23 protein-coding genes and 1 pseudogene are annotated in these 23,484 nt (G+C 72.9%); 11 read left to right on the forward strand and 13 right to left on the reverse strand.

Annotated elements, in window-relative coordinates; genetic code table 11:
• On the forward strand, positions 1-1,129 hold a 1,129-nt coding region (locus tag ACH4D3_RS34490), incomplete at its 5' end, for a dihydrolipoamide acetyltransferase family protein (RefSeq protein WP_398330615.1).
• Positions 1,130-1,179: 50 nt separating this feature from the next.
• Here the strand turns inward: ACH4D3_RS34490 and ACH4D3_RS34495 are convergent.
• Positions 1,180-2,010: an oxidoreductase gene (locus ACH4D3_RS34495; protein WP_398330618.1), complete on the reverse strand. Its 831-nt coding sequence runs from the start codon at positions 2,008-2,010 to the stop codon at positions 1,180-1,182.
• A 106-nt stretch (positions 2,011-2,116) separates the two neighbouring features.
• Between ACH4D3_RS34495 and ACH4D3_RS34500 the strand changes: the two genes are divergently transcribed.
• Positions 2,117-3,040, forward strand: coding sequence for a LysR family transcriptional regulator (locus ACH4D3_RS34500; RefSeq protein WP_398330621.1), 924 nt, complete (start codon positions 2,117-2,119; stop codon positions 3,038-3,040).
• Positions 3,041-3,110: 70 nt separating this feature from the next.
• Here the strand turns inward: ACH4D3_RS34500 and ACH4D3_RS34505 are convergent, their stop codons facing one another.
• Complete coding sequence (locus tag ACH4D3_RS34505) at positions 3,111-3,716, reverse strand: helix-turn-helix domain-containing protein (RefSeq protein WP_398330624.1); 606 nt, start codon at positions 3,714-3,716, stop codon at positions 3,111-3,113.
• Positions 3,717-3,868: 152 nt separating this feature from the next.
• Between ACH4D3_RS34505 and ACH4D3_RS34510 the strand changes: the two genes are divergently transcribed.
• The 3 genes from ACH4D3_RS34510 to ACH4D3_RS34520 all read left to right on the forward strand — a co-directional run bounded on the left by ACH4D3_RS34510 (position 3,869) and on the right by ACH4D3_RS34520 (position 6,609).
• On the forward strand, positions 3,869-4,495 hold the full coding sequence (locus ACH4D3_RS34510; protein ID WP_398330627.1) for a class I SAM-dependent methyltransferase: 627 nt from the start codon (positions 3,869-3,871) through the stop codon (positions 4,493-4,495).
• 26 nt (positions 4,496-4,521) lie between these two features.
• Entirely contained in the window at positions 4,522-5,019 is a 498-nt protein-coding gene (locus ACH4D3_RS34515; RefSeq protein ID WP_398330630.1) for a DinB family protein, read from the forward strand.
• A 285-nt stretch (positions 5,020-5,304) separates the two neighbouring features.
• Positions 5,305-6,609 carry a M14 family zinc carboxypeptidase gene (locus tag ACH4D3_RS34520; RefSeq protein ID WP_398330633.1) on the forward strand — a complete coding sequence of 435 codons (1,305 nt, stop codon included), beginning with the start codon at positions 5,305-5,307 and terminating at the stop codon, positions 6,607-6,609.
• 97 nt (positions 6,610-6,706) lie between these two features.
• On the opposite strand, the gene ACH4D3_RS34525 is transcribed toward ACH4D3_RS34520, so the two are convergent.
• From ACH4D3_RS34525 to ACH4D3_RS34540, 4 genes are all read right to left on the reverse strand, one after another.
• Positions 6,707-7,042, reverse strand: coding sequence for a glyoxalase superfamily protein (locus ACH4D3_RS34525; protein WP_393635184.1), 336 nt, complete (start codon positions 7,040-7,042; stop codon positions 6,707-6,709).
• A 32-nt stretch (positions 7,043-7,074) separates the two neighbouring features.
• On the reverse strand, positions 7,075-7,332 hold the full coding sequence (locus ACH4D3_RS34530; protein ID WP_398330636.1) for a zinc-binding dehydrogenase: 258 nt from the start codon (positions 7,330-7,332) through the stop codon (positions 7,075-7,077).
• A 73-nt stretch (positions 7,333-7,405) separates the two neighbouring features.
• Positions 7,406-8,896, reverse strand: a complete 1,491-nt coding sequence (locus tag ACH4D3_RS34535) for a carboxylesterase/lipase family protein (protein WP_398330639.1) — start codon at positions 8,894-8,896, stop codon at positions 7,406-7,408.
• Positions 8,897-8,918: 22 nt separating this feature from the next.
• On the reverse strand, positions 8,919-9,833 hold the full coding sequence (locus tag ACH4D3_RS34540; protein WP_398330642.1) for an MBL fold metallo-hydrolase: 915 nt from the start codon (positions 9,831-9,833) through the stop codon (positions 8,919-8,921).
• A gap of 238 nt (positions 9,834-10,071) precedes the next feature.
• Here ACH4D3_RS34540 and ACH4D3_RS34545 point away from each other — a divergent pair, with 238 nt between their 5' ends.
• Entirely contained in the window at positions 10,072-12,861 is a 2,790-nt protein-coding gene (locus ACH4D3_RS34545; RefSeq protein ID WP_398330645.1) for an AAA family ATPase, read from the forward strand.
• On the opposite strand, the gene ACH4D3_RS34550 is transcribed toward ACH4D3_RS34545, so the two are convergent.
• Both ACH4D3_RS34550 and ACH4D3_RS34555 read right to left on the reverse strand, forming a co-directional pair.
• Positions 12,858-13,433, reverse strand: a complete 576-nt coding sequence (locus ACH4D3_RS34550) for a TIGR03086 family metal-binding protein (protein ID WP_398330648.1) — start codon at positions 13,431-13,433, stop codon at positions 12,858-12,860. The genes ACH4D3_RS34545 and ACH4D3_RS34550 overlap by 4 nt on opposite strands.
• Before the next feature lie 85 nt (positions 13,434-13,518).
• Positions 13,519-15,147 carry a DHA2 family efflux MFS transporter permease subunit gene (locus ACH4D3_RS34555; protein ID WP_398330651.1) on the reverse strand — a complete coding sequence of 543 codons (1,629 nt, stop codon included), beginning with the start codon at positions 15,145-15,147 and terminating at the stop codon, positions 13,519-13,521.
• Between the two features lie 122 nt (positions 15,148-15,269).
• Between ACH4D3_RS34555 and ACH4D3_RS34560 the strand changes: the two genes are divergently transcribed.
• Positions 15,270-15,761: a MarR family winged helix-turn-helix transcriptional regulator gene (locus tag ACH4D3_RS34560; protein ID WP_398330654.1), complete on the forward strand. Its 492-nt coding sequence runs from the start codon at positions 15,270-15,272 to the stop codon at positions 15,759-15,761.
• A 171-nt stretch (positions 15,762-15,932) separates the two neighbouring features.
• Here the strand turns inward: ACH4D3_RS34560 and ACH4D3_RS34565 are convergent, their stop codons facing one another.
• Both ACH4D3_RS34565 and ACH4D3_RS34570 read right to left on the reverse strand, forming a co-directional pair.
• Positions 15,933-16,124 (reverse strand): hypothetical protein, encoded by a 192-nt coding sequence (locus tag ACH4D3_RS34565; RefSeq protein ID WP_398331049.1) that lies wholly within the window; start codon positions 16,122-16,124, stop codon positions 15,933-15,935.
• Positions 16,125-16,140: 16 nt separating this feature from the next.
• Positions 16,141-17,105, reverse strand: a pseudogene (locus tag ACH4D3_RS34570) (SNF2-related protein); the annotation flags it as partial.
• A gap of 146 nt (positions 17,106-17,251) precedes the next feature.
• Here ACH4D3_RS34570 and ACH4D3_RS34575 point away from each other — a divergent pair.
• Together ACH4D3_RS34575 and ACH4D3_RS34580 are read left to right on the forward strand one after the other, a co-directional pair.
• Positions 17,252-17,503 carry a hypothetical protein gene (locus tag ACH4D3_RS34575; protein WP_018845686.1) on the forward strand — a complete coding sequence of 84 codons (252 nt, stop codon included), beginning with the start codon at positions 17,252-17,254 and terminating at the stop codon, positions 17,501-17,503.
• On the forward strand, positions 17,503-17,895 hold the full coding sequence (locus tag ACH4D3_RS34580) for a DNA-binding protein (RefSeq protein ID WP_398330657.1): 393 nt from the start codon (positions 17,503-17,505) through the stop codon (positions 17,893-17,895). The genes ACH4D3_RS34575 and ACH4D3_RS34580 overlap by 1 nt, the downstream gene beginning before the upstream one ends.
• Before the next feature lie 127 nt (positions 17,896-18,022).
• On the opposite strand, the gene ychF is transcribed toward ACH4D3_RS34580, so the two are convergent.
• On the reverse strand, positions 18,023-19,111 hold the full coding sequence (ychF, locus tag ACH4D3_RS34585; protein ID WP_398330660.1) for a redox-regulated ATPase YchF: 1,089 nt from the start codon (positions 19,109-19,111) through the stop codon (positions 18,023-18,025).
• A gap of 185 nt (positions 19,112-19,296) precedes the next feature.
• On the opposite strand from ychF, the gene ACH4D3_RS34590 reads away from it, so the two are divergent.
• The gene (locus ACH4D3_RS34590) at positions 19,297-19,911 is read left to right on the forward strand and encodes a DUF6542 domain-containing protein (RefSeq protein WP_398330662.1); all 615 of its coding nucleotides are present in this window, start codon (positions 19,297-19,299) and stop codon (positions 19,909-19,911) included.
• A 10-nt stretch (positions 19,912-19,921) separates the two neighbouring features.
• Here the strand turns inward: ACH4D3_RS34590 and ppgK are convergent, their stop codons facing one another.
• Positions 19,922-20,662 carry a polyphosphate--glucose phosphotransferase gene (gene ppgK, locus ACH4D3_RS34595; protein ID WP_398330664.1) on the reverse strand — a complete coding sequence of 247 codons (741 nt, stop codon included), beginning with the start codon at positions 20,660-20,662 and terminating at the stop codon, positions 19,922-19,924.
• Positions 20,663-20,737: 75 nt separating this feature from the next.
• The gene (locus tag ACH4D3_RS34600; RefSeq protein ID WP_398330667.1) at positions 20,738-21,754 is read right to left on the reverse strand and encodes a 4-hydroxy-3-methylbut-2-enyl diphosphate reductase; all 1,017 of its coding nucleotides are present in this window, start codon (positions 21,752-21,754) and stop codon (positions 20,738-20,740) included.
• Between the two features lie 128 nt (positions 21,755-21,882).
• On the opposite strand from ACH4D3_RS34600, the gene ACH4D3_RS34605 reads away from it, so the two are divergent.
• Positions 21,883-23,265: an APC family permease gene (locus ACH4D3_RS34605; protein ID WP_398330669.1), complete on the forward strand. Its 1,383-nt coding sequence runs from the start codon at positions 21,883-21,885 to the stop codon at positions 23,263-23,265.
• Positions 23,266-23,484: the final 219 nt, after the last annotated feature.

Below are 23,484 nucleotides of genomic sequence, written 5' to 3' on the forward strand. Positions count from 1 at the left end.
GGCCGCCGTCGAACTGCCCATCCCCTACGACGGCGTGGTCCGCGAACTGCACTTCCCCGAGGGCACCACGGTCGACGTGGGCACCTCCATCATCGGCATCGGCATCGGCATCGGCACGGGTGCGGCTGCTGCGGCCCCGAGGCAGACACCACCGTCCGAGGGGCGCCAGCCGGTCCTGGTCGGGTACGGGGTCTCCACCTCCGCGACCCGCCGCCGCGCCCGCAGGGGTGCCGAGGCCCCGGCCCGGTCCAACGGCCACGCCCCGGTCACCGGCGAGCGCCCGCTGGCCAAGCCCCCGGTGCGCAAGCTCGCCAAGGACCTCGGCGTCGACCTGACGACCGTGGTCCCGTCCGGCCCGGACGGCATCATCACCCGCGAGGACGTCCACGCGGCGGTGTCGGCGCCGGCGCCGGCGCCGTACGACACCACGCGCGAGACCCGTATCCCGGTCAAGGGCGTGCGCAGGGCGACGGCGGCGGCGATGGTCGGCTCCGCGTTCACCGCGCCGCACGTCACCGAGTTCGTGACGGTCGACGTGACGCGCACGATGAAGCTGGTCGAGGAGCTGAAGCAGGACAAGGAGTACACGGGCCTGCGGGTCAACCCGCTCCTCCTGATCGCCAAGGCCCTCCTCGTCGCGATCAAGCGCAACCCGGACATCAACGCCTCCTGGGACGAGACGGCCCAGGAGATCGTGGTCAAGCACTACGTCAACCTGGGCATCGCCGCCGCCACCCCCCGCGGCCTGATCGTCCCCAACATCAAGGACGCCCACGCCCAGACCCTGCCGCAGCTCGCCGGCTCCCTGGGCGAGCTGGTGTCAACGGCCCGGGAGGGCAGGACGTCCCCGGCCGCCATGCAGGGCGGCACGGTGACCATCACCAACGTCGGCGTCTTCGGCGTCGACACCGGCACGCCCATCCTCAACCCGGGCGAGTCCGCGATCCTCGCGGTCGGCGCGATCAAGCTCCAGCCATGGGTCCACAAGGGCAAGGTGAAACCGCGCCAGGTCACCACCCTCGCCCTGAGCTTCGACCACCGCCTGGTCGACGGCGAACTGGGCTCCAAGGTCCTCGCCGACGTGGCAGCGGTCCTGGAACAGCCCAAACGGCTGATCAGCTGGACGTAGCCACGGCCGGTGCCGGGCGGACCGGGCGGACCGGGCGGTGCGGTGTCCGGTCAGTCGTCGAAGGCCGTGGCCCGGGTGTGCTTCTCCCACGCCTCGACGTCCTCGCGGACCTGGTCGAGGTGGCCGAGGACCGCGCTCACACCGTCGTCGCCCAGCGGCAGGCGCAGCGGGGTGTGCTCGGCGGCGAGGGCCGCGCGGATGACCGCCGCCGCCCTGGCCGGGTCGCCGGGCTGGCTGCCGTCGGCCGCGGCGATCATGCCGCGGGTCTCGCCGACCTTGGCGTACACGCCGCTGTCGGCGCTGATCCCGGCGTTTCCGTCCCCGAACAGACCGGTGCGGAAGGAACCCGGCTCGACGATCAGCACCTTGACGCCGAACTCCCGTACCTCGTCCGCGAGCCCCTCGGACATGCCCTCCAGCGCGAACTTCGTGCCGCTGTAGGCAGAGAAGCCCGCGAAGGACATCTGCCCGCCCATGCTGCTCATCTGCACGATGGCTCCCGAGCGCCGCTCCCGCATGGACGGCAGCACCGCGCGCGTCAGCGCGGCCGGGCCGAAGACGTGCACGTCGAACAGCGCGCGCAGCTCGTCCTCGCCGGTCTCCTCAAGGGCCCCGACGTGCGTGCGGCCCGCGTTGTTGACCAGGACGTCGATCCGCCCGTGCCGTCCCAGCACGTCCCGTACGGCGTCCGCGGCGGCGGCCGTGTCGGCGACGTCCAGGCGCAGCGCCTCCATCTGGTCCGGGTGCCCGGCCACGAGGTCGTCGAGTGCTTCGGGGCGCCGGGCCGCGCCGACGACGACGTCGCCGTCGGCCAGGGCCGCCTCGGCGATCGCCCGCCCGAAGCCGCTGCTCGCTCCGGTGATCAGCCACACCTTGTTCATTCCGACTCCCTCGTGTCCGCGGTTGCGACTTCCGTCGCTCCGACACCAACCACCCTCGCCCACCCGCCGGTTGCCGGTCCAAGACCCGAGGTGATAACCAACGGTTATGACGACGGACGTACATCTGCGGGAGCTGCGCTACTTCGCGACGGTGGCCGAAGAGCTCCACTTCACGCGGGCGGCCGAGCGCCTGTACGTGTCGCAGCCCGCGCTGAGCAAGCAGGTCCGGGCGCTGGAGCGGCAGTTGGGTGCCGAACTGTTCCACCGCGGCCCTCGGGGCGTGGCCCTCACCGAGGCGGGGGCGGCGCTGTTGCCGCACGCCCGGCGGGTGCTGGCCGACTGGGCCGAGGGCGCGGCGGCGGTGGCGGCGACCCGTTCCGCTCGGCGCCGCACGCTGCTCGTCGGCATGAGCACCAGTCCCGGCCGCGGCGGTCTGCTGCCCGCGATCCGGTCCCGCTTCACGGCGGCCCACCCGGAGGCGGTCCTGCGGCTGCGGCAGACGAGTTGGGAGGACCCGACCGCGGGCCTGGCCGACGGCACGGCCGACGTCGCGTACCTGTGGCTGCCGCTGCCCGACGCCGACCGCTACGCCTGGACGGTGGTCGCCGAGGAACCCCGGCTGGTCGCCCTCCCCGACACCCACCCCCTGGCCGCCCGCGAGGAGATCGACTTCGCCGATCTGGCCGACGAGCCGTTCCTGGCCCTGCCCCCGGAGGCGGGCGTGCTGCGCGACTTCTGGCTGGCGCTGGACGAACGGCGTGCGCTCGACGGGCCCGAGGTCCGGCCGCCGCGCGTCGGCGCCGAGATATCCGGCACGGAGGAGACGTACGAGGCCCTGGTCGCGGGCCTCGGCATCTGCTTCGTGGCCACGGGCAACGCTCCCCTGATCACGCTGGGCGGCGTCACCACCCGCCGGGTGCGCGGCCTGGCCGCCAGCCGCTACGTCCTGGCCTGGCGCCGCGAGGACGAGAAGCGGCCACTGGTGCGCGGGTACGTGGACGCGTGTCGCCGGGTGACGGACCGCGGCTGACGGCGCCCCGCCACCGCCCCGTCACCGCCCCCGTCACCGACCCCGCCCCGGCCACCGCCCGGACGGCCGCTCAGTCGTCCCGCTCACCGCTCCCGATCCGGCCGGCGCCGCCGCGCACGTGCGCCCGCACGCCCTGGAGCCCGAACAGGACGAGCAGTTCGACCGCGCCGCCGTCGGCGCTGCCCAGCCAGTGCGGCAGGGAGGTGTCGAACTCGGCCGCCTCACCGGACGACAGCGTCAGGTCGCGCTCGCCGACCAGCAGGCGCAGCCGGCCGCCGAGCACGTACAGCCACTCGTGGCCCTCGTGGGTCTGCGGGGCCGGTTCGAGCGGCGCGGGACGGCTCGGGATGATCATCTTGAACGCCTGGGTGCCGCCCGGCCGCCGGGACAACGGTACGAAGACCATGCCGTAGCGCTTGACCGGCTTCAGGTGGATGCGGGGGTCGCCGGTGCGCGGGGCGCCGACCAGGTCGTCCAGGGGGACGTCGTAGATCCGGGCGAGCGGCAGCAGCAGCTCCAGGGTGGCCCGGCGCTGCCCGCTCTCCAGCCGGGACAGCGTGCTCTCCGACACGCCGGTGGCCGCCGAGAGGTGGGCGAGCGTGATGCCCCGCTCGCGGCGCAGCGCGCGCAGTCGTGGGCCCACCGCGTCGAGTACGTCGTCCGTTCCGGCGTCCATCGGGCCACCTTGTCATAACGGCAAGTTTTCGTGCCGGATCGGGCGGTCGCTGCCGACACTGGCCACGTCCGTCGCCCGCGCCCGACCGAGCGGGCCGAAGGCCGGACAACAGCAGGCCGAGGACCGAGCGAAAGCCGACCGAAGGAGTTCCGATGAGTGCCACCGACGCGGTCACGTTCTGGGACGGCGTGTACGCCGCCCGTCCGGCGCCCGACGCGCCACGCCCCAACGTCCGCCTGGTCGAGACGGTCACCGGCCTGCCGCCCGGTGACGCGCTGGACCTGGGGTGCGGCAGCGGCGGCGACGCGCTGTGGCTGGCCCGGCGGGGCTGGCGGGTCACGGCCGTGGACATCTCCGGCGTGGCGGCCGAACGGCTCGCGGGGCACGCCCGCGCACACGGCCTCGGCGACCTGGTCGACGCCGTACGGCACGACCTGCGCGCGTCCTTCCCCGAGGGCCGGTTCGACCTGGTCTGCGCCCACTACCTGCACACCCCCTTCGACCTGGACCGCGCGTCGGTCCTGCGCACGGCCGCGCACGCGCTGCGTCCGGGCGGGCGGCTGCTGGTCGTCGACCACGGTTCGACCGCGCCGTGGTCGTGGGACCAGGACCCCGACACGCGGTTCCCGTCCCCGCAGGAGGTCGCCGCGGGTCTCGCGCTGGACCCGGTGACGTGGCGGGTCGAGCGGGCCGACGCCCCGCGCCGGACCGCGACCGGACCGGGCGGGCGCACCGCCGAGGTCGTCGACCACGTCCTGCTCGTCCGCCGCACGGACTGACGGCCAGGTCCCACGAGGAGGTCACCATGCCCACCACCCCCCGCACCCCCCGCCGGGACGCCCCGCCGCCCCGGACCGGCGGCAGCGAGGCCGAGACCCTGCGCGGGTTCCTCGACTACCTGCGGACCTCGATCGCCGGCAAGGTCGAGGGCGCCCCGGAACCGCAGGTCCGCACGGCCGCGGTGCCGTCGGGCACCAACCTGCTCGGGCTGCTCAATCACCTGACCCACGTCGAGCGCGCCCTCTTCCTCGGGGATGAGGTGCGGAGCTGGCCGGCCACCTTCCGGGCCGCTCCCGAGGACGGCGTGGCCGAGGTCGCCGCCCGCTACCGCGCGGCCGTCGAACGGGCGAACCGCGTGCTCGACGCCTGCGCCGACCTCGGCGAACCACTCCCCCGGGCCCGTCCCGGCCGCCCGGCGCCCAGCGTCCGCTGGGCCCTGACCCACATGATCGAGGAGACCGGCCGCCACGCCGGCCACGCGGACATCCTGCGCGAACTGATCGACGGGACGACGGGGCGCTGACGGGCAGCGTGGCCGCGGCCACTCCCATCGCCCAACCGCGCGGTCGACAAGGGACGTTGACAACAGTGACGAGGTGGGCGAACCCTGGCGAGGGCACAGCCTGCCCCGCACACCCACGGGCACCACGGGTGCCACAGGCACGGCAGGCACCGTAGGCACCGCAGGCACGGCAGGCACCATCGGGAGGAGACGGCATGGCGAACGGGATCGAGATCCGTCCGGCGGACAAGACGGAGACCACCGGCGACAGCGGTGGCAACGGCGGCGCCTGACCGGACGCGCCCGATGCACCGCTACCTCACGGTCGCGGAGGCCGCCGAGTCGGCGCGGCGGCTGGTCTCCCGGTTCCCCGGCGCCTGCCGCCTGCGCCGGATCGGCACGTCCCGGGCCGGCCGGCCGATCCTGATGCTGTCCGTGGGCCACGGGCCGCGGCACGTCCTGGTGGTGGCCCGGCCGCATTCGGACGAGCCGGTGGGCGGCGCGACCGCGCTGGCCCTGGCGCAGCGGGTGGCCGACGGCGACCGCCGGTCCAGGGCGACCGACCCCGACACCGTCACCTGGGACTTCGTCCTGTGCCTCGACCCCGACGGCGCGGCCCTGAGCGAGGGCCTGGAGGCGGCGACGGCCGCTCCCGGCCACGCCCTGGAGCGCTACTACCGCGCCGCCTTCCGCCCGGTCGCGGCGGAGCAGCCGGAGTGGGCGCCCATCGAGGGGCGGCGGCTCCCGGAGAGCCGTGCGCTGTTCGACGCGATCGACGAGCTGCGGCCCGTCCTCCAGTGCTCGCTGCACAGCGTCGACGCCGGTGGCACATGGGTCCAGCTGACCCGTGGCCTCCCCGGCCTCGCGGCGCCCTTCCGCGCGTCCGCCACCTCGGTCGGCGTCCCCATCCAGCACGGCACGTACGACGCCCTGTACTGGGAGAACCCGGCCCCCGGCATCCACGTCCTGCCCCCGCCGGACAGCACCGCCCGGCTGGCGGCGGGCTCCGAGAACATCGGCCTGTCCACCTGGTGCGCGCCCCAGCGGTACGGCGGTGTCACGGCGATCGTCGAGGTCCCCCTGTGGGCCACCGGTACGGCCGACGACCCGTCCCCGCACCCCGACCCGGCCGGTGCCCTGCGCGAGCTGTCCGGGCTGGTGCGGGAGGGCGGACGGCAGGTGACCGCCGTCTTCGACAGGGCCCGGGGCTTCCTGCCGCCAGCCGGGGACAGCCCGCCCAGGCGCGTACTCGAGTGGATGGCCGACGGTCTGTACGACCTGGTGGCCGAATCCTGGGAGCCCTTGCTCCGGCAGCCGGACGAGGGTTCCGGCACCGCGGCCTCACCCCGGCTGACGACGGCCGAAATCAGCGCCCTCGAGGTCGTCGCGCGCCGCCAGCCGCTGCGCGCGGCGGGGCTCCTGCTGCGGCTGCTCCGGGCGGCCGACGACCCGGCGGCCGCCGGACTCCACCACGAACTGGACGACCTCTTCACCACCTGGTGCACGGACTTCGAGCGGTCCCTGCGACTGCGCCGGGTGCCCGTGCCCGACCAGGTGGCACTCCAGACCCGCACGGTGGTGGCGGCGGCGGAGTGCGCGCTGAGGCGCTGACACACCCACCCGCTGACACACCCACCCGCTGACACACCGACCCACTGACCCGCTGGCCCACCGACCCACCGGCCCGGTCCCGGACCGGCGGCGCGGGTCACCGCGTCGGCGTGCCGATCCGCAGCCGGTTGCCGTCGGGGTCGCGCAGCTCGACCTCGCGCGCCCACGGGGCGTCCTGCGCCCGCACCCCGAACTCGGCGGCGACCGCGTCGACATCCCGGACGCGGAGGTAGACCAGCGTGTCGGGGCGGGCGTCGCCCTCGTGCTCCGACAGGAACAGCCGCACCCCGCCCCGGGCGACCTCCACGAACGCGGGGAACCCCGGTTCGAAGCGGTGTTCCCACTGGCGGACGAATCCCAGTCGCCCGTACCAGGCGACCGCGGCCGCGGCGTCCTCGACACGAAGTACGGGAATGGCTTCCTCGTGGTCCATGACGCCATGGTCGCAGACCGTCGGCGCCCGGTTCAGGAGAGCCGCACGCCGATGACGTACTTGCCGCGGACACCGCCGGATTCGAGCCGCCGATGGACGGCCGCGATGTCGTGCACGGGGAAGACGGTGTCGATCACCGGCCGGATCGTTCCCGCCTGGACGGCCCGGGTGGGGTCGGCGATCCGGTCGGCCGACGGGTTGTTGGAGCGCCTGGCGCGGCTCTGCGGCGAGGCCCGGTCCCTGGCGCGCGAGCACCCGCCCGCGACCGCCCTCCCGACGCCGCGCAACACGCCAGCCGGCTCATGGGGATCGCCGTCGAGGGCCTGGGCGTGACCGGACACGTCCCCGGCCGGTGACCCGCGTTCAGCTCCAGACCTGCCGCTCCCGGCCGCGGGGATCGTCGACCGGCGTCCACTCGGCGTCGATGCGCATGGTGGCCCGGCGGTCGGTGTCGTACGGGTCCCAGCCGGGGTCGCCGGTCCGGGCGAACCGGATCCAGGTCCCGTGGACGCGGCCGGCGAGGTCCGCGGGGGCCTCGTCGGGGCCGAGCAGGGCGCGCGGGCCGTGGAGTTCCGGCCGGTCCGCGATGTCGAACACGAAGGGCAGTTCGACGCCGTGGGTGGCGCCCAGTTCTCCGTCCAGGGCACGGGAGCGCCAGGCGAACCGGTAGGCGTAGGTGGCGGACCGCCGGTGGGCGGCATGGGCGTCGGCCAGAGCGCGGCTGCCCGCGCCGAACAGGGCGTCGCCCATGATGGCGGAGCGCAGTTCCGCGAAGGACGCCCCGGGACGTGCCGCGCGGTAGGTCTCGACGAGCCGCGCGGGATCGGGGTGCGAGCGTGCGGCGGCCTCGTCGACGTCGGCGGCGGTCGAGGTGGCGTACTTGCCCACCGGGACCAGGTAGAGGTTGCCCTCCTCGGCGTTGGTGCCGATGAGCAGGTCGACGTCGGCGGCGCGACCGGCGGCGACGGAGACGGCGGGCTGGGTGTCCAAGACCAGGCTGAAGGGGCTGAGGCCGATCAGCGGGTCGCCGTGGGTCCCGGTCCGCAGGTCGATGTCCGTCAGCCCGGCGGCCGCCTCGACGAGCCGCTCGTCCGGGATGCCGCCGAAGGCGTCCACGTGGGGCTCGACGCCCAGGGCCCCGGCCGCGGCGCGGGTGACACGGGCGGCCTGCTCGGGCGTGAACGCGCCCAGGCCGCTGCCGCTCTGCACGATCGCCCGGCGGAACAGCCCGGCGGCCTCGGGGGTGGCGAGGACGCCGCCGACGACGGTCGCCCCGGCCGACTGGCCGAAGAGGGTGACGTTGTGCGGGTCGCCGCCGAAGGCGGAGACGTTCTCCCGGACCCAGCGCAGCGCGGCGACGACGTCGAGCAGACCGCGGTTGGCGGGCGCCCCGGGGATGTCCAGGAACCCGGCGATGCCGAGCCGGTAATTGAGGGTGACGAGGACGACGCCGTCGCGGGCGAACGCGGAGCCGTCGTACAGGGCGGCCCGCGTCGATCCGGCGACGAAGCCGCCCCCGTGGACGAAGACCATGACCGGCAGGGCGTCTCCTCCGGCGGCGGGCGCGAAGACGTTGACGGTCAGGTAGTCCTCGCCGCGGCTCCAGCCGGTGCCGAAGTAGGGGGTCATGTCGATGTCGCCGAGCCTGCGCGCGGACTGCGGGGCGTTGGGCCCCGGCACGGTGGCGTCCCGTACGCCGTCCCACGGCTCGTGCGGTTGCGGCGGGGCGAACCGGCCGGCGCCGCGGGGCGGAGCGGCGTAGGGGATGTTCAGGAAGGTGCGGGTGTCGCCCCGGCGCAGACCGCGGACGGCGCCCCGCACGGTGGTCACGACGGGTTCGGGGTGGTGGTTCATCTCTCGTGTCCTTCCGCGGACCTCAGGCCGACTCGGTGTACCTGGTGAAGGGCGCCCAGCCCTTGACGGCGAACTTGCCGCCCTCGCGGACGACTTCGGCGGCGCCGTGGCCGCCGAGGTGCGCGGGGAAGACCAGGGCGTTGCTGTCCACCGCCGAACCCAGGAGCCGGTGGCGGGTGGCACGGGCCTCGGCGGGGTCCTCGCAGAAGCAGCTGTTGGCGTCCGGCTCGTGGATCTGGATCGGGCTGTGCATCAGGTCGCCGACGAACAGGGCCCGGTCGGAGCCGGACTCCAGCCGCAGCACCGACGAGCCGGGGGTGTGGCCGGGGGCGGGTTCGAGGCGCAGGTGGGAGTCGATGCGGTGGCCGTCCTCCCACAGCAGGGTGAGACCGGCCTCGTGCACGGGGGCGACGCTGTCCTCGAAGACGTTCTGGTTGCCGCGGCCGAGCAGGGTCTTGATCTCGTTGGCCGGGTTCCAGTAGTCGAAGTCCGCCTTGGCCATGAGGTAGGTGGCGTTGGGGAACGTCGGTACCCAGGTCCGGCCGTCGAGGTAGGTGTTCCAACCGACGTGGTCGACGTGCAGGTGGGTGTTGATCACGATGTCGACGTCCTCGGGCCGGACCCCGGCGCGGGCGAGGTTGCCCAGGAAGTCGGTGTCCAGGCGGCTCCACACCGGCGCGTACGGCCGGTCCTTGTGGTTGCCGACGCCGGTGTCGACCAGGATGGTCCGGCCCTCGCTGCGCAGGACCCAGGTCTGGATCGCGGTGTTGACGATGCGGGTCTCGGCGTCCAGGAAGTCCGGCACCAGCCAGGAACGGTGCGTGTCCCACGCCTGGGCCGGGCTGTCCGGGACGAACGCCTCGGGCGTCAGGCCGACGGGGCCGTAGTACTCCCGGACCCGGGTCACGGTGACATCGCCCAGGGTGATGGTGTCCAAGGGGTGCTCCAGTTCAGAAGATCTCCAGAGGGTCGGGCGTGAACGCCCCTGTGCCGCAAGAGTGCGACGCGGGTGACGGGCGGCGGTATGCGTCACGTGACTGCACCCGCGGCGGCCCGGACCCGTGGTGAGCGGCGGTGAGCGGCCGCGACCCGGCCGTGAGCGGCTGGGGGTTCGCAGGAATACGGCCGCCGCCCTGGCACGTTGCGTCGGAGGTGTCTCAGTTCCTGGAGCATCCGTGAAGAATGGTGAACGCGCCCGAGCCGGCCGCGGCTCGCCCGCGGGCCCCGGTCCGACCGTGGTGGGCCGGGAGGCCGAGATCGCGGAGATCAGGAGTCGCCTCGCCGCCGGCCCGTCCCAGGGCTCGGTGCTGATCGTCGAAGGCGACCCCGGTGCCGGCAAGAGCGTCCTGCTCGATCTCGCCGTGCGGTTGACCCGCGGTACCGGCCATCGGGTACTGCGGGCGGTGGGCAGCGAGTCCGAGGCGCCGCTGGCGTTCGCCGGTCTGCACCAGATGCTCCGCCCGGTGCTGGGCAGCCTGGACGGCCTCCCGGCCCGCCAGCGCTCCGCGCTCCGGACAGCCCTGGGACTGACCGAGGACGCCGAAAACCCCGACGCCCTGCTCGTCGGCCTGGCCGTGCTGACCCTGGTGTCGGACCTGTCCGAACCGGCCCCGCTGCTCGTGGTGGTCGACGACGCCCAGTGGATCGACCGCGCGACCCTGGACGCCCTCTCCTTCCTGGCCCGGCGCATGGACAGCGAGCCCGTGACACTGCTGATGGGCGTGCGCGCCGCGGCCGTACTGCCCGGGTTCGACAAGGGCTACGAGCGGCTGGGAATCGGGCCGTTGAACGGAGACGCGGCGAACCGGCTGCTCGACGAGCAGCCGGAGCGGCCCACCGGCCGTACCCGGGCCCGGATTCTGCAGGAGGCGGCGGGCAATCCGCTGGCCCTGGTCGAACTCGCCCGCGCCGCCGCGGACAGACAGCCGGAGGGCAGCGGAGTGGAGGGCCCGCTGCCCGTCACCGACCGGCTCGAAGGGATCTTCGCGCGCGACATGCGGAGCCTGCCCGAAGCCACCCGCCGCGCCCTGCTGTCGCTCGCCACCGCCGACGCGGCGGACGCTCCGGTGGCCGCACGGGGCCTGCCCGAGGCCGACGACCCGGTATGGCTGCCCGCCGAACGGGCCGGTCTCGTACGGCGGGACGGCACCGGGGTCTCCTTCCGCCACCCGCTCGTCCGCTCGGCGGTCTACCACGCCGCGCCCTTCGAGCAGCGCAGACGGGCCCACCTCGCCCTCGCCCGACTGCTGGGCGAGGAGCCCGACCGCCGCGCCTGGCACCTCGCCGCCGCGGCCGTACGGCCCGACGAGCAGGTGTCGGCGGCCCTCCGGGAAACCGCGGGCCGGGCCAGCCGCCGAGGCGGCCACGCGGCCGCCGCCGCCGCTCTGGAACGCGCCGCGGAACTCAGTCCGCACCGCGCGGACCAGGCGCGGCTGCTGGCCGACGCCGCGGACACGGCCGTCTTCACCGGTCAGCTCGGCTGGGTGGAACGCCTGGCCGCCGGGGTACGGGAGCGCAGTGACGACCCGGCGCTGACCGGCCGGGCCGCGCTGGCGACGGGGCGGCTCATGACCATGGGGTCGCACCACACGGCCGCCTTCGCCCTGCTGTCCCGCCTCGCCGGCGAGGCGGCGGCCACCCGGTCGCCCCGCCTGCTGGACGTGCTCGCCGCGGCGGCGGTGGTCCGGTACTACTCGGGCGAGGAGTCCCAGCGGCGGCGGATCGAGGCGCTGCTCGCCGATGTGCCGGACTCCGCCGCGGGTGGTGCGCTGCGCGCCTGGGTACTGGCCGTCTCCGATCCCACCGGCGCGGGAGCGTCCCTGGCCCCGGCGCTGCCCCGGCTGATCACCGCGGCCAGGGACGAGGCCGGATCACTGATGGCGCTCGCCGTCGTGGCCTGGCTCCTCGACCGGACCCCCCTCGCGGCCAGGACCTTCGACGAGGCGTTCGGGCGCTGGCAGGCCCATGCCCCGCTGCCGGCCGGTCTGGCCTGCGCCGCCGGCTGGGCCTATCTGGAGCAGGGCCGCTGGGCCGATGCCCGCTCGGTGGCCGCCGAGATCGCGGAGGTGGCCTCGCAGGCCGGACTGGATCACGCCGAGGCGTGCGCACGAGCTCTCGACGCGACCGTGCTGGCGCTGCTCGGTGAACCGGCCGGGGCACGCGCCGGCGCCGAGCGGGCGCTGGCCCTCGTCGATCCCCTGGAGAGCCGCTCCGTCGCGGTCTTCGCCCGCCGTGCCCTGGGGCTGGCGGCGGTGGCCGAGGGCGACTACGACAGCGCGTACGCGCAGTTCCGCACCGCCTTCACCGAGGACGGAGACCTGGTCCACTACCACGTCTCCCCCACCGTCCTGGCCGAACTCGCCGCGGCGGCCGTCCGCCGAGGCCACCGCGAACACGCCGCACGACTGCTGGAGCGCTCGGCACGGCACCTGGGCCCCGGCAGGTCGGCACGCCTCTCGCTGTTGATCGAGCGAGGCCGCGCGCTGCTCGCCGAACCGGAGCGTGCCGAACGCCACTTCCGGGCGGCGCTGGCTGGGGAGGCGGGCGAGCAGTGGCCCTTCGAGCGGGCACAGACCCGGCTGGACTACGGAGAGTGGCTGCGCCGGCAGCGCCGGGTGGCGGAGGCCCGCCCACTGCTGACCGGAGCCCTCGACACGTTCCGGCGGCTGGGCGCCCGGCCGTGGATCGACCGCGCGAAGGCGGAACTGCGGGCCGCCGGCATCGAGGCGAACACCGCCGCACCCGGTGCCCTCACCGAACTCAGCCCCCAGCAGCAACAGATCGTCCGGCTCGCGGCCCACGGCCTGACGAACCGCGAGATCGGGGAGAAGCTGTTCCTCTCCCCGCGCACGGTCGGCTCCCACCTCTACCGGGTCTTCCCCAAGCTCGGCATCACCGCCCGCACACAACTGCGCGACGTACTCACCGGCCGCCGGCCCGTGCCGGTCGAAGGGCGGCTGCTCTAAGGTCGGCGCCCCAGGTAGGCGGCCAACCGGGTGTAGACGTCGGCGTCGTCGGACACCGCTACGACCGGGCTGAACGGGCCCTGTTCACTGCGGTCCTCCGGCGGCGCGAACTTCGAGAACGCCTCCAGTGCCCTCGCGGCAAGGTCGGGGTCTAGCTCGGCAACTCGCCGGGTGGCATGGGCGAGGTCCCAGGAATGAGCGGTGAACTCGTGGGTGTACGCCTCAAGGGCATCCCGGCCGGGCAACGTCGCCCAGGGGAGGGTGACCATTCGGTCGAGCTTCTCGCCATCGGCCCACACTCGCTCGACCTCGCTACGGGCTCGGTCGAATGCGCTGGTCCAGCCGTCGTCGGGGATCCCGTCGAGCACATCGGGGACGTCGCGGGCATCATCTCCGGTGCCGACCCGGACGAGCTTGTGCAGCACTGAAACCACATGCCCGAGCAGCGCGCGAACGTCGTAGTCGGCACACGGAGTGCGGTTGCTCAGCTCATCCGGACGCACCGCCGCAACCTGTTTCCCGGCTTGGTCAAGTGCCCGGGAGAAGACCGGACGGGGGTCATGGAGTGTCATTCGGCGATCCTCAATCGGTATCGGATGGGCGCTTTGCGCCACCAGGGCATCTCTACCCAGAGCTGCGGCATACGACGTCGGCCCGTTACGGCAGCACGTGTTCGGCCTCGGCCTCCGCCCCCTCGGTCGCTGCCCGCGCCTGTGCCGGCGTGGCGGGGATGAGCAGGGAGGCGAGCAGGCCCAGAGCGACGAACCCTGCTGCGACGTAGCCGCCGATGGCGACGCCGTCGGACATCGCCGAGCGGGCCGCGTCGGCGACCGAGGCCGTCTGCGGGTTGCCGGCGAGCGGGCCGATCGCAGCGCCCGCGCTGTCGGTGACGGCATGGGCGAACTCGTCGGCGGCAGCTCCGGACAGGCCGGAGGAGACCAGGCTGTCGTGCAGCCTGGAACTGAGGGTCGTGAAGAACACCGTGGTGAGCGCGGCGATGCCGAGGGCGGAGCCGAGCTGGCGGAAGGCGCTCTGAATACCGGAGCCCTGACCACTGCTGTCGGCGGGGATGTCGGCGAGTACGACGCTGGTGACCTGGGCGGTGGCGAAGCCGACGCCGATGCCGTAGAGGAAGAGCACGGCGGAGACGGACCACCAGGAGGTGTCCGGGGCGGCCACGAGCGAGACGCCGGCCAGGCCGACGGCTTCGAGCGCGAGGCCGATACGCAACTGGATCAGCGGCGAGATCTTGGCGGCCATGCCAAAGCCGGCGCCGCTGGCGACGAAGCTGCCGATGGCGACGGGCACCAGGGCGAGCCCGGCCTGCAGCGCGCTGTAGCCGAGGGTGAACTGCAGCCACAGCGGGAGCACCGCGACGATGCCGAACTCCCCGACACCGATGATCAGGGCGGCGATGTTGCCGCCCCGGAATGAGGCGATGGAGAACAGGCGCACGTCCATCATCGCCTTGGAGGCGTCGCCGCTGTGCGTCAGCTTCGACTGGCGGCGCACGAACAGACCCAGGGCGAGGGCGGCGAGGATCAGCGCGACCAGGACGGGCGACGGCCCGCTGTCCCAGGTGAGGCCAAGAAGGTCGAGCGGGTGGACGGTGGTCACCCAGCCGTGGGTGCGGCCCTCGACGAGCCCGAAGGCGAGCAGGCCGAGCCCGATGACGGACAGGACGGCGCCGAGCACGTCGATGCGCCCCTTGGTCCGGGACGAGCGGGCCATGCAGCGCACCACGCCGAACGCGACCAGCACGGACAGCGGCACGTTGATACCGAACGCCCAGCGCCACGAGATGTGCTCGGACAGCCAGCCGCCGAGCAGCGGACCCAGCGCGGCGGCGGCTCCGATGGTCGAGCCCCAGACCGCGAACGCCTGGCCGCGGGCCCTGCCGGTGAAGTTGGCGTTCAGCAGGGCCAGCGAAGCCGGCAGGATCATCGCCGCACCCACGCCCTGCAGGAAGCGGGCCAGGATCAGCAGCTCGCCGTTGGGCGCCAGGCCGGCGAGCACGCTGGTGGCTCCGAAGACCACAACGCCCCAGGTGAAGACCTGGCGGGCGCCGAGCATGTCGGACAGTCGGCCGGCCAGCAGCAGCAGCGCGGCGAAGACGATCGCGTACGACTCCTGGATCCACTGCGCCTGCGAGGAGTTGACGCCCAGGTCCTCGACAACCGATGGCGTGATCACGTTGACGATCGTCGTGTCCACGACGATCAGCGCCACACCCAGGGCGATGGCGATCAGGCCGAGCCACCGCCTGGTGGCTGTCGAGTCCGACATCCCTATACCTCCATCGTGAAGTAATTCCACCGTGAAGGTAAATCGGGGCGGGTAGATTGTCAAAGACGATCTGCGGGTGCGGGTCCGGCGATGTGCGTGCAGGGGAAGGACGGCCGCTGACGATGGAGGAATCGGCGCTCGACGGCGCGACGGCGCAGCGCGAGCTGCTGGTGGAAGCCCTGAGGGTTCACAGCGGTCGCTATGCCGAGCTCAGCCGCAGCTTCGCCGCCCATCTCGGCCTGTACTCCACAGACGCGACCGCGCTGCTGGAGATCATCGAGGCCGAGGAACGGGGCACCCCGATCTCCCCGGCCCGCCTCAGCAAGCGCATCCTGCTCTCGTCGGGTGCCACGACCTCACTGCTCAACCGCCTCGAAGGAGCCGGGCACATCGTCCGCAGTCGCGAGCACAGCGACCGCCGCGTGGTGACCCTGCGCAGCACCCCGCACATCCAGGAACGCGCCGATGAATTCTTCCGCCCGCTGGCGGCGCCCATGGACGCTGTCGTCGGCCGCTACCCGCCGGAACTCCTGGACCGGTTCCGGGACTTGCTGGGAGAGATGTGCGCCGTCATTGACACGCACCTCGCACAGGTGAACCAGGACGCGCAATGACGCGCACCCGCCCAGGCCGAGAGGACATCACCTCGCCCCACCCGGCACGGGAAAAGCCTGCGGCGACGCCCCGCGCAGGGCACTGACCTGGGGTCTCCTGGTTGGCATGCGTTGGCTCCCGACGGCCGTTTACGGGCGTCCTGCGGACTGGCTGCGGACCGGAGGACACCCTCACTCGGCCGACATGAGCCTCTCGTCCGTCATACCCAGACGCGCCTGTTCCTCCTCGACGATCCGACGTGCCAGCTCGGTGTCCGACACGTCGACCGCGTCCGGGGTGGCTTCTGCCACGGCGCTGCGGCGGGCATAGGCATCGAACAGGCGCGTCTTGGCTCCCAGCATCTTCACCATGCGTTCGTCCACGCCTACGGTGGCGAGGAGACGGTGCACGCAAACCCCGTGTCCAGTTCACGAGGACGCTCGCCGGGCAGACGACCATGAAGTGACTCTGCCCCTCGGCGGCCAGGTGCGTGAGGACGGCGATCGCCTGGATGGTCTTCCCGAGACCCATCTCGTCGCCGAGGATCACCTTGCGCTGCGCAAGCGCGAACCGTGCGCCGAACGACTGGTAACCGCGCAGGGAGACCCGCCGGTGCGTGTCGTCGAGGTGCTGGGTCCGTACCCGCTCCGCAATCTCGTCCGGCAGAAAGCCCTCTGCGGCAGCCGCGTCCGGCAGCCGCCCGGAAATCTCGGCGAGCAGGCTGTAGTACTCGGCGGAGCGGAGTTCGAAGTCCACCCAGGCCGCGACGTCGGACGAGAGCCCCCGGAGCAGGTCCACGCGCGAGCCTTCTTCTCCCGGCCGGCCAGCAGCATCCGGAACCTTCCGGCGGCGGGCCCAGCGTCGGCCAGCGGCGGACCGAGCCGTTCCGCCAGGATGGTGGCCTTGTCGACCGCACGCTGGGCGTCCGGGCCGGCCTCCACCAGGACATGCAGGGCCATGACGAGCGCAGTGGTGCTCGGTTCCGGCCGGTCCACGTCGATGTGGACGGCCACGGTCTCGTGCACGGCCCCGGAGAGCCGGCGGGCGGCGGCGAGCATCTGGTCGACCGGGCGCTGCCCTACACCCGGAATCTGCCGCAGCCGGTAGGGGCCCGCTTCGAGAACACTGCCCACGGTGCGCAGTCCGCTCCTCTCGACGCTCCCCAGCCGCAGCCGTCCTTCGGCGACGTCCTGCAGCCGGGCAACGGGAATGGCGTCGAGCTCCCGCTTCACCGCCGCATCATGGATCGGCTTCAGTGCCGCCCGTACCGCCTCCACTGCCCGTCCATGGTCACCGACCGCTGCCTGCGCCGCCTCGTACAGTCGCGTCCCCCTCGCGACTGTGTCCCGCTCGCCACGCCCCACGCTTCCCGCACCTCTCCGGCCCTCCCCGCATCCTTCCACCGCCCACACGGGGCCTCGACGGGCATGCGCAGCTCCCTGCTGATCAACCGAACCTCGGGGCAGTCATTCACACCCCCAGACTTACGACCACCGGTAGGATCGGCACCATGAGCGGTAGTAGGAAGTATTCGATCAGCCTGCCCGAGGATCTCGCCGAGGCCGTACGCGCCCATGTCGGGCCCGGCGGTTTCTCCGCCTATGTCGCCGAGGCTCTGGAACAGAGGGTCGCCATGGACAAGCTGCGGGAGATCGTCGCCGACTTCGAGACCGACAACGAAGCTCTCACCCGCGAGGAGGTCGAGGCCGCCCGGGCGCTGCTGCGCCACGACCACCGGCAGGCCGGCGGGGCCGCCGCCTGATGCCCGGCACCCTCCTGCTCGACAGTGAAGGACTCTCGAAGCTCTACCGCAAGGACCGCACCGTGGTGGTCCTGGTCCAGGCGGCGTCGGAGGAGGGCGTCCGAGTCGCCACCAGCGCCATGACCACGCTTGAGGCCGACTACGAGCGCATTCACCCGGCCCGCATCAAGTGGGTCCTCTCCCGCGTCGACGTCCACGACGTCACCAAGGAGATCACCGACCGGGCCGCCGTCCTCCTGCGCACCCATCACCTTCACGGCCACAAGTACGCCATCGATGCCGCTCTCGCCGCCATCGCCCGCAACGCGCCCCAACCGGTCACCGTCCTCACCTCCGACCCCGAGGATCTGACACTCCTGTGCGGCCCTTCCGTGGAGGTCGTCAAGGTCTAAGACCGCGTCGCTGCCACGCCGCCCGGCCAAACGCTGTCACCGCATCGCGGGATCGGGGACTCACTGCGGACACACAGCTGTGCCCGACCGGCCAACAGGAAGATCGGGCACAGGTATTGACATGGCGTCAGACGTTGAAGCGGAACTCCACCACGTCCCCGTCCTGCATGACGTAGTCCTTGCCCTCCATGCGGGCCTTGCCCTTGGCGCGGGCCTCGGCGACCGAGCCCGTTTCGACCAGGTCGTCGAAGGAGATGACCTCCGCCTTGATGAAGCCCTTCTGGAAGTCGGTGTGGATGACACCGGCGGCCTCGGGGGCGGTGGCGCCCTTCTTGATGGTCCAGGCGCGGGATTCCTTGGGGCCGGCCGTCAGGTAGGTCTGCAGGCCCAGGGTGCGGAAGCCGACGTGGGCGAGGGTGGCGAGGCCGGGCTCGTCCTGGCCGACGGACTGGAGGAGCTCCAGGGCCTCGTCCTCGTCCAGCTCGGCGAGGTCCGCCTCCAGCTTGGCGTTGAGGAAGATCGCCTCGGCGGGGGCGACCAGGTCGCGCTGCTCGTTCTTGAAGGCGTCGTCGGTCAGCTCGTCCTCGTCGACGTTGAAGACGTAGAGGAAGGGCTTGGTGGTGAGGAGGTGGAGGTCGTGGAGGAGCTCCGCGCGCTCGGTGCCCTGGAGGATGCCCTGGGAGAAGAGGGTGTCGCCCTTCTCCAGGATCTCCTTGGCCTCCTCGACCGCCTTGACCTTGGGAGCGACGTCCTTCTTGATGCGCGACTCCTTCTGGAGGCGCGGGAGGACCTTCTCGATGGTCTGGAGGTCGGCGAGGATCAGCTCGGTGTTGATCGTCTCGATGTCGTCCTTCGGCGAGACCTTGCCGTCGACGTGGACGACGTTCTCGTCCTTGAAGGCGCGGATGACCTGGCAGATCGCGTCGGACTCGCGGATGTTGGCCAGGAACTTGTTGCCCAGGCCCTCGCCCTCGCTCGCGCCGCGCACGATGCCCGCGATGTCGACGAAGTCGACCGTGGCCGGGAGGAGCTTCTCGGAGGAGAAGATCTCGGCCAGCTTCGTCAGGCGGGGGTCGGGGACGCCGACGACGCCGACGTTGGGCTCGATCGTGGCGAACGGGTAGTTGGCCGCGAGCACGTCGTTCTTGGTCAGGGCGTTGAACAGGGTCGACTTGCCGACATTCGGCAGACCGACGATTCCGATCGTGAGCGACACGTTGCGACTTCCCGTACGTGAGATGCGGAGGGGCGGGGTGTGATGGGCAGGCCAGGCATGGGCCGATCCACCAGTCTACGGGGTGTGCCGCACCGGACCCGCGCGGAGTCGAACGCTTGGCCAAGGCGCGCCCGACGGCGTGTCTGTCGGCCTATTCGGCACATAAACCGACCTAAGTTGGTCCAGTGGAGCAACACAGGACGCGACCTGCCCAGTACGGACCGCGACGAAGCCGGGCGCCGCTGCCCTCGCAGGGGCGGGGTGGCACCCCCGCGCGGCCGCCCGCGCGGCCGCCCGCGGGGCGGGCCGGGCGGCCGGCGGGACAGCGCACGGCACCGGTGCGACCGTCCCCGGGGGCGGGTTCGCCGGTGGCGAGGGTGGTGCGTGCCCTGCGCGGGATGCCCAATCCGCGGTTGACGGGGCTGGGCAGCGGCCTGTTCTGCGCGGCGGTGATGACCCTGCTGGGCTTCCTCGACGAGCTGCTGTTCGGCGCGTCCCTCACCGCGTACGGCGTGCTGTTCGTGCCGGTGAGTCTGCTCACCGCGCTCTGGGTGCGCCGGGGCGACCTGCTGACCGCCCCCGTCGTCGTGCCGATCGCCTTCGCCGTGGGCCTGGTGCCCGTGGCGGAGAGCGGGGACGGGGGTCTCGGCGGACGGCTGATGGGGATCGTGACCGCGCTGGCCACCGAGGCGGGCTGGCTGTACGGCGGGACGCTGGTCGCCGGGTCGACCGTGCTCGTCCGCCGGATCCGGCTGATGCGGCGACGGGCCGCCGCCGCCCGGAACCGGCCCCCCGCCTGACCGCTCCCGCTCAGCCGGCCGCGTGCATCGCCGCGCCCACGATCCCCGCGTTGTTCTGCAGCTGGGCGGGGACGATCTCGGCCCGGATGCCCGCGATGTGGGGCAGGAACTTCTGGGACTTGCGGCTGACCCCGCCGCCGATGATGAAGAGCTCCGGCGAGAACAGCATCTCGACGTGCGCGAGGTACTTCTGGACGCGGTGGGCCCAGTGCTCCCACGACATGTCGTGGTCGTCCTTGACCTTGCTGGAGGCGCGCTTCTCCGCGTCGTGACCGTCCAGCTCCAGGTGGCCCAGCTCGGTGTTGGGGACCAGGAGGCCGTCGGTGAACACCGCGCTGCCGATGCCGGTGCCGAAGGTGAGCAGGACGACCGTGCCCTTGCGGCCGCGGCCGGCTCCGAAGTGCATCTCCGCGACGCCCGCCGCGTCCGCGTCGTTGACGACCGTCACGTCGAGGCCGCCCAGCCGCTCGCCGAACAGCGCCCGGGCGTCGGTGTCGACCCAGCTCTTGTCGACGTTGGCCGCGGTGCGCACGGTCGCGCCGCCCGTCACCACGCCCGGGAAGGTGAGGCCGACCCGTCCGGTCCAGCCGAAGTGCTCGACGACCTGCTTGACCCCGTCGGCGACGCCGTCGGGGGTGGCCGGGTGCGGGGTCAGCACCTTGCAGCGCTCCTGGGCCAGGTCGCCCCTGTCGAGGTCCACAGGGGCGCCCTTGATCCCGGATCCGCCGATGTCCACGCCGAAGATCTGCATGGCCCTACGTTACGACGGACCACTGACGGTCACCCAGGCGGCCGCCCAGCGGTCACCCGGCGGCCGCCCGGCCGGTCAGGCCCCCGCCGCCCCGGAGCCGCCCCGCTCCGCCACCAGGGACGCCGCCTCCTCGCGCAGGTCGCGGCGCAGTTCCTTGGGCAGCGAGAAGATGATCGACTCCTCGGCGGCCTTGACGATCTCCACGTCCTCGAAGCCGCGCTGCGAGAGCCATTCCAGGACCTGCTCGACCAGCACGTCCGGGACGGAGGCGCCGGAGGTGACGCCGACCGTGGTGACGCCGTCCAGCCAGGTCTCGTCGATCTCGTCGGCGAAGTCCACCAGGTACGCCGCGCGGGAGCCGGCCTGCTTGGCGACCTCGACCAGGCGCTTGGAGTTGGAGGAGTTGCGGGAGCCGACGACGATCACCAGCTCGGCCTCGGCACCCATCTGCTTCACCGCGAGCTGGCGGTTCTGCGTGGCGTAGCAGATGTCGTCGCTCGGCGGGGAGATCAGCTGCGGGAACTTGTCCTTGAGCGCGTCGACGGTCTCCATGGTCTCGTCGACGGAGAGGGTGGTCTGGGAGAGCCAGACGACCTTCGAGGGGTCGCGGACCTCGACCTTCGCGACGTCCCCGGGGCCGTCGACGAGCTGGATGTGGTCGGGGGCCTCGCCGGAGGTGCCGATGACCTCCTCGTGGCCCTCGTGGCCGATCAGCAGGATGTCGTAGTCGTCGTTCGCGAAGCGGACGGCTTCCTTGTGGACCTTGGTGACGAGCGGGCAGGTGGCGTCGATGGTGGCGAGCTTCCCGCGCTCGGCCTCCTCGTGGACGACGGGGGCCACGCCGTGCGCGGAGAACATCACGATGTTCCCCTCGGGGACCTCCTCGGTCCGCTCGACGAAGATCGCGCCCTTCTTCTCCAGGGTCTGGACGACGTACTTGTTGTGGACGATCTCGTGCCGGACGTACACCGGAGCCCCGTACTGCTCCAGGGCTTTCTCGACGGCGATCACGGCGCGGTCCACACCCGCGCAGTAGCCACGGGGGGCGGCGAGCAGGACACGGCGGCCAGGCGAAGCAGTCATGGCACCCATCGTAAGGCCGCGTTCGGCGGGTCAGAGATCGCGTGGGTGCGGCGTTGCCGGGGAGACTGGCGGGAACGTTCCGAGGCGTGGCCCGAAGCGGAAACCCGGGCGGGAACCGAGGCACTGGCGGAGGCACGATGTCGCAGGCGGATACGACGGCCCCTGGGGCCGGTGGTGAGCACCAGCTCAGGCGCAGTCTGGGCTTCCGGGACCTGGTGGTCTACGGGCTTCTGTTCATCGCGCCGATGGCGCCGGTCGGCGTGTTCGGCACGCTGGACGCCAAGTCGCACGGTGCGGTGGCCCTCGTCTACCTCGTCGCCACGGTCGCGATGGCGTTCACCGCATTCAGCTACGCGCAGATGGTGCGGGTGGTCCCCCAGGCGGGGTCGGTGTTCGCCTACGCGCGCGCGGGGCTCGGCAACGGGGCCGGGTTCGTCGCCGGGTGGATGGCGATGCTGGACTACGTCCTGATCCCGGCGGTGGCGTACCTGTTCTCCGGCATCGCGATGGAGGCGCTCGTCCCCGAGGTGTCGCGGTGGGTGTGGACAGCGATCGCGGTGGTCGTCACGACGCTGCTGAACCTGTGGGGGGTGCGGACGGCGGCCCGGGTGGGTTTCCTGGTGCTCGCCATGGAGATCGTCGTACTGATCGTCTTCGTGGCGACGGCGATCGTGGTCCTGGCGCAGGACGGGGCGGAGCGCGACTGGCTGTCGCCGCTGTCGGGGGACGGCACGCAGGGGGCGTTCGCGCTGTCGGCGGTGGTCGGGGCGGTGTCGGTGGCGGTGCTGTCGTACCTGGGCTTCGACGCGATCGCCACGTTCGCCGAGGAGGTCACCGGCGGTTCGGCGAAGGTCGCGCGGGCGCTGCTGTTCTGCCTCGCCCTGGCGGGCGTGCTGTTCGTGGCGCAGACGTACCTGGTGGCGCTGCTGGAGCCGGTGTCGTCGGCGCAGCTGGCGGCGGAGCCGGAGCGGCAGGGGGCGGCGTTCTACGACGCCGTGGACGCGTCGGTGGGCACCTGGCTGCACGACCTGGTGGCGGTGAGCAAGGCGATCGGCGCGGCGTTCGCGGCGCTGGCCGGGCAGGCGGCGGCCGGTCGGCTGCTGTTCGCGATGGGCCGGGACCGGCGGCTGCCGGGGGTGCTGTCGCGGACGGACGCCGGGGTGCCGAGGGTGGCGCTGCTGGTGTCGGCGGTGATCACCATGGCGGCGGCGGTGTGGGCGGCACGCCGGGACGACGGTCTCGACCACCTGGTCTCGGTGGTCGACGTGGGCGCGCTGACCGCGTTCACGCTGCTGCACGCGAGCGTGGTGGGCTGGTTCGTGGTGCGGCGCGGCGGGGGCCGGGTGAGCTGGTGGCGGCATCTGCTGGTGCCGGTGCTCGGCGCGGCGATCACGATCGCGGTGATCGTGGAGGCGTCGGGGACGGCCCAGGTGGTCGGCGCGATCTGGCTGGCGGTGGGTCTGGTGGTGCTGGCGGCGCAGTGGAGGGGACGGCGGGAAGCGGACCCGACGGGGGCGTGACCGGCCCAGCGGGGGCGTGACCGGCTCAGCGGGGGTGCGACGCGGACCCGGTGGGGGTGCGACTCGGACCCGGCGATGGCGCGACGGGGCCCGGCGGAGGCATGACGGGGGACCGCGGAGGCATGACGGGGGCGCGACGGGCACGGCTCCCGCGCGCGTGGACCCGGCGGGTGGGCGACGGTGGCGTACGCGCGGGCCGGATTGTCGGACCCGGCCGTT

Origin of the sequence: Streptomyces sp. NPDC018026, assembly GCF_044327745.1 — a bacterium.
Taxonomy (GTDB): domain Bacteria; phylum Actinomycetota; class Actinomycetes; order Streptomycetales; family Streptomycetaceae; genus Streptomyces; species Streptomyces rubrogriseus.